This is a genomic window from Streptomyces bauhiniae, from assembly GCF_004784475.1.
GTDB lineage: Bacteria > Actinomycetota > Actinomycetes > Streptomycetales > Streptomycetaceae > Streptomyces > Streptomyces seoulensis.
In genome coordinates this window covers 267,519-280,224 of sequence record NZ_SRRT01000006.1, presented here as the reverse complement: position 1 = coordinate 280,224, position 12,706 = coordinate 267,519, and the positions used below count along the sequence as shown (strand labels likewise).

Below are 12,706 nucleotides of genomic sequence, written 5' to 3'. Positions count from 1 at the left end.
GGGGGCTTACGGCGCGACCAGCAGCACCTTGCCGATGTGCCCGCTGCCCTCCACCACCCGGTGCCCCTCGGCCGCGTCCGTCATCGGCACCTCGCGGTCGACGACGGGACGTACGACGCCCGACGCGATCAGCGGCCAGACGTGCTCGCGTACGGCCGCCACGATGGCCGCCTTCTCGCTCAGCGGGCGGGCCCGCAGCGAGGTCGCGCTGACCGCGCCGCGCTTGCCCAGCAGCAGGCCGATGTTCAGCTCGCCCTTGGTGCCGCCCTGCATCCCGATGATCATCAGGCGCCCGTTGACGGCCAGCGTCTCCACGTTGCGGCCCAGGTACTTGGCGCCCATGTTGTCGAGGATGACGTCGGCGCCCTTGCCGTCCGTGGCCCGCTCGATCTCGGCGACGAAGTCCTGGTCGCGGTAGTTGATCAGGATGTCCGCGCCCAGCTCGGCGCAGAAGTCCAGCTTCTCCTTGGTTCCGGCGGTCACGGCGACCCGCGCCCCGATGGCCTTGGCAAGCTGGATCGCCATGGTGCCGATGCCGCTGGAACCACCGTGCACCAGCAGCAGTTCGCCGGGCCGGAGGTGGGCCAGCATGAAGACGTTGGACCAGACCGTGCAGGCCACCTCGGGCAGCGCGGCCGCCTGCTTGAGGTCGATGCCCTCGGGAACCGGCAGCAGTTGCCCGGCCGGGATGACGACCTTCTGCGCGTAACCGCCGCCCGCGAGCAGCGCGCACACCTCGTCGCCGACGGACCAGCCGGAGACACCGGGACCGAGCGCGGCGATCCGGCCGGAACACTCCAGACCGGGGTAGGCGGAGGCGCCGGGCGGCGGGTCGTAATGGCCCTGACGCTGCATGATGTCGGCCCGGTTGACGGCGCTGGCCACCACCTCGACCAGCACCTCGCCCTCGCCGGGCACCGGATCGGGCACCTCGGTCCAGGTCAGGTTCTCGGGCCCGCCGGGTTCGGAAATCGTGATCGCATGCATGCCCGCGACGCTACTCCCCGACCGCGCCACGGGCCTGACGGCCCGCTCAGTCGCCCGGCAGTGGACGCGCGTGCGGGGCGACATGCTCGGTGGGACTGGCCCTCACGATGGTGATCAGCCGGTCGGTGAGCTGCAACTCCCCGATGGCCGGGTCGTCGTAACCCAGCACCCGGTGCCCGCGTACGACGCTGACCACGAGGTCCTCCGTGTCGCGTGGGGTGCGGCCCACCTCGGCGCGAACCACCGGGCGGTCCACGATGTCCAGGCCGCTGCCCTGCTGGATCAGGTCCTCCATCACCATGCCGGCGGCGGGGCTGAGCACGGAGAGACCGAGCAGCCGGCCCGCCGCTCCGGAGCTGGTGATGACCGCGTCGGCGCCGGACTGCTTGAGCAGCGGGGCGTTCTCCTCCTCGCGGACGGCGGCGACGATCTTGGCGCCCCGGTTGAGCTGGCGCGCCGTCAGGGCGACCAGCACGGCGGTGTCGTCGCGCTGCGGGGCGATGATGATCTGCCGCGCCTTGTGCACCTCCGCGCGCCGCAGCACCTCGCTGCGGGTCGCGTCGCCGGTGACGCCCGCGTAGCCCTCGGCGGTGGCCGCCTCGATCGCCTTGGAACTGGGGTCGACCACGACGACCTGTTCCTTCTTCAGCCCGGTCGCGCAGACGGTCTGGATCGCCGAACGCCCCTTCGTGCCGAAGCCGATGACCACGGTGTGGTCGCGCAAGGTGGACCTCCAGCGATTGAGACGCCATTCCTCACGGGTGCGTTCGGTGAGGACCTCCAGCGTGGTGCCGACCAGGATGATCAGGAAGAGCACGCGCAGCGGGGTGATGACGAGGATGTTGATGAGCCGGGCACCGTCGCTGACCGGGGTGATGTCGCCGTATCCGGTGGTGGAGAGGGTGACCGTCGCGTAGTAGAACGCGTCGAGCAGGTCGACGGGACCGTCGGAGTTGTCGCGGTAGCCGCTGCGGTCGGCGTAGACGACGCACGCGGTGGCGACCAGCACCACCAGCGCCATCACCAGGCGCTTGGCGACCTGGCGTATGGGGCGTTCCACCGCCTTCCTCGGCAGCTTCACCCGCGAGGGCACCAGATGTTCGCCGGCCTGGCGGGCTATGGCGTCATGGCCCGGAAGTTTCACGTGAAACACACCCCGATTCCGGCCGTGTCCCACGGCAGGTCCAGCAGTTCCATCTCCGCACCCTGCGCCGCCCCGCCCGGCGGGACGACGGCCAGCGCGTCGGCGGTGGCGATCCCGCGCAGCATGGCGGGCCCGCTGTAGTGCAGGGGTACGGCCCGCTCCCCGCGCAGCACCACGGGAACGAGCCGGGTGTCCTGCGCGTGCCCCTGCACCGCTTCCCTCAGCGGCATCCGGTACGGCTCGGGCGCCGGGTGGGCGGCCAGCGCCCGCAGCAGCGGCTCGGCCAGCGTGAGCAGCCCGGAGACGGCCGCGAGCGGGTTGCCGGGCAGCCCGACGAGGTGCTGGTCCGCCTTGGTACGGGCCAGCAGCATGGGGTGACCGGGGCGCACCGCGACGCCGTCGACGAGGAGTTCGGCGCCGATCCGCTCCAGCGTGGGGTGGACGTGGTCCACGGGTCCGGCGGCGGTGCCCCCGGTGGTGACGATCAGGTCGGCGCGGGAGGTGGTGATCGCCCTGCGCAACGCCTTGGCGTCGTCGCCGAGCCTGCGGACGGCGATGACCTCGGCGCCCAGCGTGCGCAGCCAGGGCGCCAGCATCGGGCCGAGCGCGTCCCGGATCAGCCCGTCGTGCGGCAGCCCCTCGGTGAGGAGTTCGTCGCCGAGGACGAGGACCTCGACGCGCGGGCGCGGGACGACGGTGAGGGTGTCGTACCCGGCAGCCGCGGCGAGGCCCAGGACGGCCGGGGTGACCAGGGTGCCGGTGGGCAGCAACTGGTCGCCGCGCCGGCATTCCTGGCCGCGCGGGCGGATGTCCTGGCCGTGGCTCATCTCCGTGGTGGCGTGCAGGCGGTCCTGGGGGCCGGTGCGGCCGTGCTCGCTGCGCAGGACGGCGGTGACACCGGCGGGGACGCGGGCGCCGGTGGCGATCCGGACCGCCTCCCCGTCGGTGAGGGGCTCGGGGGGCGCGTGTCCGGCGAGCACTCCGCCGTCGCGGATCTGCCAGGGGCCGGGGCCGGCGACGGCCCAGCCGTCCATCGCGGAGGTGTCGAAGGAGGGGAGGTCGCTGAGGGCGTCCAGGGGGGCGGCGAGGACCAGGCCGAGGGCGTCACTCAGGGCGACGGAGACGTGGGGGCGCCGGGTGGCGTCGCGGACGGCTCGGGCGGCGAGGTCGCGGGCTTCGGGCCAGGGGGTGGCGTCGTGGTGGGGGTGGGGGTGCTCGGGCCCGGACGGGCGGGCGGGCGCGGGGGCCGTCCGCCCGGTCTGGTCGGCGCGATCGGTCCGGTCGCTCTTGGGTGCGCGGACGAGCGCCAGGGCTTCTTCCACGTCGAGGTCGTCGGCGTCGCCGCGCCCGGCGTGCGGTCCCGCGTGGGTGCCGGAGGGGGTCATCCGGCGTCCGGGGCGGACCCGCCCCCGCTGTGCTCGGCTTCCCAGCGGTTGGCCAGGTCGGCGACCTTGGCGGACGCCTCGGCGACGGACTCGGCGTCGCCCTTGCCCTGGGCGGCGGCGTAGCCGATGAGGAAGGTGGTGAGCGGGGCGGCGGGGCGGGCCACACCATGCGCGACGTCGCGGGCGGCGTCCAGGAGGACGCGGGTGTCGACGTCGAGCTCGATGCCCAGCTCGTTCTTGACTGCGGTGATCCATTCGTTCAGCACGTGCCCATGCTCCCTGATCCGTGCCCTGGCGTGGGCGATGTCTTCCCAGGTGTCGCAGTCGAAGGAGGCGAGGGGGTCGGTGAGCCGGGTGAGGCGCAGGGAGCCGGTCAGGCGGCGCAGGGGCAGCCCGGTCAGGCCGCCGTGCTCGGTCGCGAGGTCCGCGAGGGCGGCGCGCAGGGAGGCGGTGCGGTACGCGGCCACCAGCGGCTGGTCGCGGCCGTCGTCGTCGGTGAGCATCGCCCCGTCGGCATCGCCGTCCCGCAGGGCGGCCAGCAGCCGGTGCACGGTGTCCGCGCCGAGGAACGGCAGGTCGGCGGAGAGCACCACCGCGTACTCGGCCGTGGTGAGCCGCAGCCCCGCGTCGAGCGCGGCGACGGGTCCGCCACCGGCCGGCTCCTCCCGCGCCCAGCGCACCGGCCGGGCGGTGGCACGGGGGTCGGCCACGACGACGGTGGTGGCCGCGTCGGCACAGGCCGCCAGTACCCGGTCGAGCAGCGCCCGGCCGCCGACCTGGACACCGGGCTTGTCGGCCCCGCCGAGCCGCCGCGCCCCGCCTCCGGCCAGCACGACGGCATCGTACGGGGCACCGGCCGCCGGGCCGGACCCGCTGGACTCGGGGGATGCGGCCGGCGGGGGGCCGGCCGGGGCGTTGTCGGTCACCCTTCGAGTATGGCTGGTGGGCCCCCCGGCGGCGGACGCCGCCCGGCGGAACCGGGCGGCGGGGCTCAGTCGGGCGGGCTCACACGGTGCGCAGCAGTACGGCCGGCTGTTCCACGCAGTCCGCCACGTACCTCAGGAAGCCGCCCGCCGTGCCGCCGTCGCAGACCCGGTGGTCGAAGGTGAGCGAGAGCTGCACGACCTGGCGCACGGCCAGTTCGCCCTCGTGCACCCACGGCTTGGGGACGATACGGCCGACGCCGAGCATGGCGGCCTCGGGGTGGTTGATGATCGGGGTGGAGCCATCGACCCCGAAGACGCCGTAGTTGTTCAGCGTGAAGGTGCCGCCGGTGAGTTCCCCCGGCGTCAGCCGTCCGGCGCGGGCGGCCTCGGTGAGCCGGGCGAACTCGGCGGTCAGCGACTCGGCGTCCCGCGTGTGCGCGTCCCGGACGACGGGCACGACCAGCCCGCGCTCGGTCTGCGCGGCGAACCCCAGGTGCACGCCGGGCAGTTGGACGACCTCGCGGGCCTCGGTGTCGACGTAGGAGTTCAGCTCCGGGAACCGGGCGAGGGCGGCGGCGCAGATACGGGCGAGCAGAGCGACCAGGGAGATCTTCGGAGCCCCGGCCGCGTTCATCGCGGCCCGCGCGCGCAGGAGTTCGGTCGCGTCGGCGTCGACCCAGCAGGTGGCGTCCGGGATCTCCCGGCGGCTGCGGCTCAGCTTCTCGGCGACGGCCCCGCGCACGCCCTTGAGGGGGATGCGGGTGCCTTCGGGGTGGGCGGTGGGAGTGGGGGCCGCGGTGGTGGGGGGTGCCGGGGCTTCGACGCGGAGGGCCGCTTCGACGTCCGCGCGCAGGATGAGGCCGTCCGGGCCGGTGCCGCGCAGGGCGTGCAGGTCGACGCCGTTGTCACGGGCGAGCTTGCGGACGAGGGGGGAGATGACGGGGACGGGGCCGCCCTGGGGGGCGGGGGGCTCCGGTGCGGTCGGCGCGGGGGGTGCGGGTGCCGGGGCCGGCGCAGGCGCGGCCGGTGCGGTGCCGTTGGCCGCGGTGAGCTGGGTGCGTACCCGGCGTCGGCGGCGGGCGGGGGCCTGGGTGCCGTAGCCGACCAGGACGTTGCCGGAGCCCTCGGCCTCGGCGGCGGGTTCTCCGGCCGGTCCGACGGCGTCGGGGGAGCCGACCGCGACGGTGATCAGGGGTGCGCCCACGGGCAGTTCGGTGCCCTCCTCGCCGTAGCGGGCGGTGACCACGCCGCCGTAGGGGCAGGGGACCTCCACCATCGCCTTGGCCGTCTCGACCTCCACGACCGGCTGGTCGACGGCGACCACGTCACCGACGGCCACCAGCCAGCGCACGATCTCCGCCTCGGTGAGTCCCTCGCCGAGGTCGGGCAGCTTGAACTCCAGTACCTGGGCCATCAGTTCTCCGCCTCCCACTGCAGGCGGGCCACCGCGTCCAGTACGCGGTCGACACCGGGCAGGTGGTGCCGCTCCAGCATCGGCGGCGGGTAGGGCAGGTCGAACCCGGCCACGCGCAGCACCGGTGCCTCCAGATGGTGGAAGCAGCGCTCGGTGATCCGGGCCGCGATCTCGCCGCCGGGACCGCCGAACCCGGTGGACTCGTGCACGACGACCGCGCGTCCGGTGCGCCGTACGGAGGCGCAGACCGTCTCGTCGTCGAAGGGAACCAGCGAGCGCAGGTCGACGACCTCCAGGTCCCAGCCCTCCGCGCGGGCGGCCTCGGCGGCCTCCATGCAGACCGGCAGGGACGGCCCGTAGGTGATCAGGGTGGCGCTGGTGCCGGGGCGCCGGACGACCGCGCGCCCGATGGGCTCCACCTCGGTGGGGTGGTCGGCGTTCCAGGTGTCCTTGGACCAGTAGAGCCGCTTGGGCTCCAGGAACACCACGGGGTCGTCGGAGGCGATGGCCTGCCGCAGCAGCCCGTAGGCATCGGCGACGGTGGCCGGGGTGACGACGTGCAGGCCGGGGGTGGCCATGTAGTACGCCTCGGAGGAGTCGCTGTGGTGCTCGACGCCGCCGATGCCGCCGCCGTAGGGGATACGGACCGTGATCGGCAGGGGCATGCGGCCCCGCGTGCGGTTGCGCATCCGGGAGACATGGCTGACCAACTGCTCGAACGCCGGGTAGGCGAACGCGTCGAACTGCATCTCCACCACGGGCCTGAGGCCGTACATGGCCATGCCCACGGCGGCGCCGAGGATGCCCGCCTCGGCCAGCGGGGTGTCCGTGCACCGGTCCTCGCCGAACTCGGCGGCGAGGCCGTCGGTGACCCGGAAGACACCGCCGAGGGTGCCGACGTCCTCGCCCATGACATGGACGGCGGGGTCGGCGGCCATCGCGTCGCGCATCGCGCGGGTGAGGGCCTGCGCCATGGTGGCGGGCTTGACGGCCACGGTGGTCATCGCGGGTCGCCTTCCTGGTCGTCCTGTTCGGCGGCCAGCTCGGTCCCGAGCAGCGCGCGCTGCTCGCGGAGCTGCGCGGTGGGCTCGGCGTACACGTGGTCGAAGAGGTCCATCGGGTCGAGCCGGGGGTCCTGGTTCATGCGTTCGCGCAGGTCGGCGGCCATCGCCTCGGCGTCCTGCCGGACCGCGTCGATCGCCGCCTCGTCGAGCAGCCCGCGCGCGGTCAGCTCGCGCTCCAGGAGCTGGACCGGGTCGTGCCGCCGCCACGCCTCGACCTCGTCGTCCTCGCGGTAGCGGGTCGCGTCGTCGGCGTTGGTGTGTGCCTCCACCCGGTAGGTCACCGCCTCGACCAGGGTCGGGCCGCCGCCCGCGCGGGCGCGCCGTACCGCGTCGCTGAGCACCTCGTACACCGCGACCGCGTCGTTGCCGTCGACCAGGCGGCCCGGCATGCCGTAGCCGACCGCCTTGTGGGCGAGGGAGGGGGCGGCGGTCTGCTTGGCGAGCGGGACGGAGATGGCGAAGCCGTTGTTTTGTACGAGGAAGACGACCGGGGCCTGCCAGACGGCGGCGAAGTTCAGCGCCTCGTGGAAGTCGCCCTCGCTGGTGCCGCCGTCGCCGACCATGGCGAGCGCGACCACGTCGTCCCCCTTGAGCCGCGCGGCGTGCGCGAGGCCCACGGCATGCGGCAACTGGGTGGCGAGCGGAGTGCTGAGCGGGGCCACGCGGTGGGTGTGCGGGTCGTAGCCGGTGTGCCAGTCGCCGCGCAGCAGGGTGAGCGTCTCTACCGGGTCGACACCCCGGGCGACCACGGCGAGGGTGTCGCGGTAGCTCGGGAAGAGCCAGTCACGCTCCTCCAAAGCCAGAGCGGCGGCGACCTCGCTCGCCTCCTGTCCGGTGCTGGAGGGGTACACGGCGAGCCGGCCCTGCTTGGTGAGCGCGGTCGCCTGCGTGTTGTAGCGGCGGCCGCGGACCACCTGGGCGTAGAGCCGGCGCAGCAGATCCGGGTCGGCCTTGGCGGCCGTGTCGGTGCCGAGGACGCGATAGGGCTCGGCGTCGGGCAGCAGCGGCGCGGGGTCCGTGCGGGGCTGCCAGGCGGGCGGCGGCGATGGCCGGTACGCGCCCCGCTGCTCCATGACCGTCATGACGGCACCTCCTCGTGGGAGCGGCTACGAGAGGCGGGTCGGCTGTGACCCGTCTCACCTACCGATTGTTCGGTCGTCGGCGCATTTTGGCTACTGGCCCCCTCAGGCTGTGGACAAACGGTTTTGCACAGCCTGGAATGAATGCAGGACGTCCACGGCGATGAAGCGGGGGGACATGACACCTGAACAAATGGCCCAGGCGGTGGCGGCGCATGGCGCACCCCCGCCCCGCCCGCTGGATGCCATAGATCAGGACATCCTCAAGATCCTCCAGGCGGACGGCCGCGCCTCCATACGGTCGGTCGCCGAGCGGGTCCACGTCTCCCGCGCCAACGCCTACGCGCGGATCAACCGGCTGGTCGAGGACGGGGTGATCCGTGGCTTCGGCGCCCGGGTCGACCACGAGCGGGCCGGCCACGGCACCTCGGCGTACATCACGCTGAACATCGTCCAGAACACCTGGCGCACCGTCCGCGAACAGCTTCGCCGCCTGCCTGGCGCGTCCCACATGGCGCTGGTCGGCGGCGACTTCGACGTGCTGCTGCTGGTGCACACGCCGGACAACAGGGCGCTGCGCGAGCTGGTGCTCACCCGGCTCCAGTCGATCCCCGAGGTGCTCGGCACCCGCACGCTGCTGGTGTTCGAGGAGGAGGACCTGGAGCCGGACGCGTGACCGCCCCGTCTTCGGCGCGCGCTCCCTACTCCTCGCGCAGCCCCGCGAAGACCAGCCGCACCACCGCGTCGGCCACCTCGCGCCCGCTGGCCCCCCTTGTCTCGGGCCGGTACCACTCCACGATGGAGTTGATCATTCCGAAGACCAGCCGGGTCGCCAGCCGGACCTCCACGTCCCCCCGTACGTCCCCGTCCTCGGCGGCCGCCCGCAGCAGGTCGGCCACCCGGTGGTCGAAGTCCCGGCGCCGGTCCAGCGCCCACCGCTCCGCCTCGGTGTTGCCCCGGACGCGCAGCAGCAGCGTCACATAGGGCAGCTCGGCTATGAGCACCTCGACCATGCGCCGTACGACGTGCTCCAGCCGGTCCACCGGCCGTCCCACGCGCGCGTGCTCCTCGTCGAGGATGGCGAAGAGACCGTCCAGCGCGCGGCTGACGGCCCGGCGCAGCAGCTCCTCCTTGCCGCTGACGTGGTGGTAGATCGAGGACTTGGAGATGCCCGCGGCTCTGGAGAGGTGCTCCATGGAGGTGCCGTCGTAGCCGCGCTCGTTGAACACCCCCACGGCGACCGAGAGCAGGGTCTCGGGGGTGTACGTGTCGCGCTTGGCGGTGGTCATGAGGTGCCCTCCCGCTTGTCGGTGGCGTACGCGTGGCGGTAGAGCGCGAGGGACGGCGCGTACCGGCCGGAGGGGTCGCGCAGATGCAGGTCGTCCAGCAGCTCGTAGGCCCAGCTCCGGCCGAGCCTGCGGCTCCACTCGAAGGGCCCGAGCGGGTAGTTGACGCCCAGGCGCATCGCGGTGTCGATGTCCTCCTCGGTGGCCACGCCCTTGGCGACGGCGTCGTGCGCGAGGTCGACGATCCGGGCCACCGTGCGGGCGACGATCATGCCGGGCACGTCCCCGATGACGCTGACGTCCTTGCCGAGCGCCTGGAAGAGGCCGATGGCCTCGGCGAGGGTGCGCGACGAGGTGTCCTGGGAGGCGGAGAGCGCGATCCGGGTGGCGGCGCGGTAGTCGAGGGCGAGGTCGAAGTAGACGACGTCCCGGAACTCCACGGCGGTCTGGCCGTCGGCGAGGACCAGTTGGCCGCCGCTCGGCAGGGCCAGCCGGCTGCCCTGGTCCTCGTCCTCCTCGTGGACGAGGATTCCCGCCTCGCGGATCAGCGGGAGCAGTCCGGCGGCCGGGCCGAGGTCGCCCTCGACGGTGACGTGCGCCGGCGGCTTCTCCTTCTCGGCGGTGTGCGGCTCGGGGCGCTCGCCGTCCTCGCCGTAGTCGAACCAGCCCTGGCCGCTCTTGCGGCCGAGCCGGCCGGACTCCACCAGGCGGCGCTGGGCGAGCGAGGGGGTGAAGCGGACGTCCTGGAAGAAGGAGTTCCACACCGAGTGGGTGACGGATTCGTTGACGTCCTGCCCGATGAGGTCGGTCAGTTCGAAGGCGCCCATGCGGAAGCCGCCGCTCTCGCGCAGCACCGCGTCGATGGTGGCCGGGTCGGCGCCCTGGGCCTCCAGCACGGCGAACGCCTCGGCGTAGAAGGGCCGGGCGATCCGGTTGACGATGAAGCCGGGGGTGTCCGCGCAGGCCACCGGGGTCTTCCCCCAGGCGCGGGCGGTCTCGTACGCGCGCGTGACGGACGTGACGTCGGTGGCGTACCCGGAGACGACCTCCACCAGGGGCAGCAGCGGGGCCGGGTTGAAGAAGTGCAGGCCCAGGAAGCGGCCGGGGGAGGCGAGCGCGCCGCCGACGGCGGTCACCGACAGGGAGGAGGTGTTGGTGGCGAGCAGGCAGTCCGCAGAGACGATCCCCTCCAGCTCGCGGAACAGCTCCTGCTTGACGTCCAGCCGCTCCAGCACGGCCTCCACGACCAGCGCGCAGTCGGCCAGTTCGCCGAGGTGCTCGACGGGGGTGAGCCGGGCGCGCGCCGCGTCCCGTTCGTCCGCGCCGAGCCGGCCCTTGGCCACGAGCCGGTCGAGGCGGGCGCCGATGGCCTCAGCGGCCTCCCGCGCCCGGCCGGGCAGCGCGTCATGGAGCAGGACGGGGTGGCCGGCGGTCAGCGCGACCTGGGCGATGCCCTGGCCCATGGTGCCGGTGCCGACCACGGCCACGGGGCTGCTGAGGTCGATAGCTGTCATGTGCGCGATCCTCCCGCACGACGTTGTCCACAGATGCGGCGGACCCCCTTGTCCCGACCGATCGTTCGGTTACTCTAGCCCTGACCGCCCGCAGCCCACCACCGTCCGGCGGAAGGCTCCGCGGGCCGCGCCCGCCGCAACCCTGCCGTCTCTCCAAACCCCCAGGTCACGAGCTCGACGACGAGTTCACGCAGACGAGGAGTTGGTCCCGGATGACCGCCCGACCGACCGCACACGAGCTGATCGCCCAGCACCGCCCCACCCTCGATCAGGCCCTTGAGGCGATCCGCACCCGCGCGTACTGGTCCCCGCACCCCGAGCACCCCAAGGCGTACGGCGAGCACGGCAGCCTGGACGCGGGCGCGGGAAAGGCCGCCTTCGACGCGCTCCTCGGCACCCGTCTCGACCTGGACCAGCCCGGCACGGACGACTGGGTGGGCGGCGAGGTCTCGCCGTACGGCATCGAGCTGGGCGTGAGCTACCCGCACGCCGACCTGGACGTCCTGCTCCCCGCGATGCGCGCCGGGCAGGCCGCCTGGCGCGACGCGGGGCCGGAAGCCCGCGCGGCGGTCTGTCTGGAGATCCTGAAGCGGATCAGCGACCGGACGCACGAGTTCGCGCACGCGGTCATGCACACCAGCGGCCAGGCATTCATGATGGCGTTCCAGGCGGGCGGCCCGCACGCCCAGGACCGCGGCCTGGAGGCGGTGGCGTACGCGTACGCGGAGCAGACCCGCACTCCTCGGACGGCGGAGTGGAGCAAGCCGCAGGGCAAGCGCGACCCGCTGACCCTGACCAAGACCTTCACGCCGGTCCCCCGCGGCATCGCCCTGATGATCGGCTGCAACACCTTCCCGACGTGGAACGGCTATCCGGGCCTGTTCGCCTCCCTGGCGACCGGCAACGCGGTCGTGGTCAAGCCGCACCCGCGCGCGGTGCTGCCGCTCGCGCTCACCGTCCAGGTGGCCCGCGAGGTGCTGGCCGAGGCCGGGTTCGACCCCAACCTGGTGGCGCTGGCCGCCGAGCGGCCCGGCGAGGGCATCGCCAAGACCCTCGCCACCCGCCCCGAGATCCGCATCATCGACTACACCGGCTCCACCGCCTTCGGCGACTGGCTGGAGGCCAACGCCCGCCAGGCGCAGGTCTACACGGAGAAGGCCGGCGTCAACACGGTGATCGTGGAGTCCACCGACGACTACCAGGGCATGCTGGCCAACCTGGCCTTCTCGCTCTCCCTGTACAGCGGCCAGATGTGCACCACCCCGCAGAACCTGCTGATCCCGCGCGAGGGCATCAGTACCAATGAGGGCCACAAGTCCTTCGACGAGGTGACCGCCGACCTCGCCCGCGCCGTCGACGGCCTCCTCGGGGACGACGCCCGCGCGGGCGCCCTGTTGGGCGCCATCGTCAACCCGGACGTGAAGGCCCGCCTGGAGGCCGCCGCCGACCTCGGCGAAGTCGCCCTGGCCTCCCGCGAAATCACCAACCCGGACTTCCCGGACGCGGTCGTACGCACCCCGGTGATCGTGAAGCTGGACGCCGCCAAGCCGGACGACGAGGCCGCCTACCTCGGCGAATGCTTCGGCCCGGTGTCCTTCGCGGTGGCCGTCGACTCGGTCGCCGACGCCGTGGACCTGCTGCGGCGCACCATCCGCGAGCAGGGTGCCATGACGGTCGGCGCGCACACCATCGACCCGGAGGTCGCGCGGGCCATCGAGGAGGTCTGCCTGGAGGAGCCCGCCCAGCTCTCCCTGAACCTGACCGGCGGGGTGTACGTAAACCAGACAGCCGCCTTCTCCGACTTCCACGGCTCCGGCGGCAACCCGGCGGCGAACGCGGCCCTCACCGACGGCGCTTACGTGGCCAACCGCTTCCGCGTGGTGGAGGTCCGCAAGGAGGCGTGAGGC

11 protein-coding genes are annotated in these 12,706 nt (G+C 73.4%); 2 read left to right on the top strand and 9 right to left on the bottom strand.

The window, feature by feature from the left end; translation table 11 throughout:
- Positions 1 to 6 precede the first annotated feature (6 nt).
- The 7 genes from E5083_RS21075 to pdhA all read right to left on the bottom strand — a co-directional run bounded on the left by E5083_RS21075 (position 7) and on the right by pdhA (position 8,002).
- Positions 7 to 987, bottom strand: coding sequence for an NAD(P)H-quinone oxidoreductase (locus E5083_RS21075; protein ID WP_135787252.1), 981 nt, complete (start codon positions 985 to 987; stop codon positions 7 to 9).
- A gap of 46 nt (positions 988 to 1,033) precedes the next feature.
- A complete protein-coding gene (locus E5083_RS21070; protein WP_135787251.1) occupies positions 1,034 to 2,131 on the bottom strand; it encodes a potassium channel family protein in 1,098 nt (365 codons plus the stop codon).
- Positions 2,128 to 3,516, bottom strand: a complete 1,389-nt coding sequence (locus E5083_RS21065; protein WP_135787250.1) for a molybdopterin molybdotransferase MoeA — start codon at positions 3,514 to 3,516, stop codon at positions 2,128 to 2,130. The genes E5083_RS21070 and E5083_RS21065 overlap by 4 nt, the downstream gene beginning before the upstream one ends.
- Positions 3,513 to 4,442 carry an NTP transferase domain-containing protein gene (locus E5083_RS21060; RefSeq protein WP_135787249.1) on the bottom strand — a complete coding sequence of 310 codons (930 nt, stop codon included), beginning with the start codon at positions 4,440 to 4,442 and terminating at the stop codon, positions 3,513 to 3,515. The genes E5083_RS21065 and E5083_RS21060 overlap by 4 nt, the downstream gene beginning before the upstream one ends.
- A gap of 79 nt (positions 4,443 to 4,521) precedes the next feature.
- Positions 4,522 to 5,856 carry a dihydrolipoamide acetyltransferase family protein gene (locus tag E5083_RS21055; protein WP_135787248.1) on the bottom strand — a complete coding sequence of 445 codons (1,335 nt, stop codon included), beginning with the start codon at positions 5,854 to 5,856 and terminating at the stop codon, positions 4,522 to 4,524.
- Positions 5,856 to 6,860, bottom strand: coding sequence for an alpha-ketoacid dehydrogenase subunit beta (locus E5083_RS21050; protein WP_135787247.1), 1,005 nt, complete (start codon positions 6,858 to 6,860; stop codon positions 5,856 to 5,858). Before E5083_RS21050 ends, E5083_RS21055 begins: the two co-directional genes overlap by 1 nt.
- On the bottom strand, positions 6,857 to 8,002 hold the full coding sequence (pdhA, locus tag E5083_RS21045) for a pyruvate dehydrogenase (acetyl-transferring) E1 component subunit alpha (RefSeq protein WP_135787246.1): 1,146 nt from the start codon (positions 8,000 to 8,002) through the stop codon (positions 6,857 to 6,859). The genes E5083_RS21050 and pdhA overlap by 4 nt, the downstream gene beginning before the upstream one ends.
- A 175-nt stretch (positions 8,003 to 8,177) precedes the next feature.
- Here pdhA and E5083_RS21040 point away from each other — a divergent pair, with 175 nt between their 5' ends.
- Positions 8,178 to 8,675, top strand: a complete 498-nt coding sequence (locus tag E5083_RS21040) for an Lrp/AsnC family transcriptional regulator (RefSeq protein WP_237537533.1) — start codon at positions 8,178 to 8,180, stop codon at positions 8,673 to 8,675.
- A 25-nt stretch (positions 8,676 to 8,700) separates the two neighbouring features.
- Here E5083_RS21040 and E5083_RS21035 read toward each other — a convergent pair whose 3' ends face one another.
- On the bottom strand, positions 8,701 to 9,288 hold the full coding sequence (locus E5083_RS21035; protein WP_135787245.1) for a TetR/AcrR family transcriptional regulator: 588 nt from the start codon (positions 9,286 to 9,288) through the stop codon (positions 8,701 to 8,703).
- Positions 9,285 to 10,799, bottom strand: coding sequence for a 3-hydroxyacyl-CoA dehydrogenase (locus E5083_RS21030; protein WP_135787244.1), 1,515 nt, complete (start codon positions 10,797 to 10,799; stop codon positions 9,285 to 9,287). Before E5083_RS21030 ends, E5083_RS21035 begins: the two co-directional genes overlap by 4 nt.
- A gap of 212 nt (positions 10,800 to 11,011) precedes the next feature.
- On the opposite strand from E5083_RS21030, the gene paaN reads away from it, so the two are divergent.
- Complete coding sequence (gene paaN / locus E5083_RS21025) at positions 11,012 to 12,703, top strand: phenylacetic acid degradation protein PaaN (protein ID WP_135787243.1); 1,692 nt, start codon at positions 11,012 to 11,014, stop codon at positions 12,701 to 12,703.
- Positions 12,704 to 12,706: the final 3 nt, after the last annotated feature.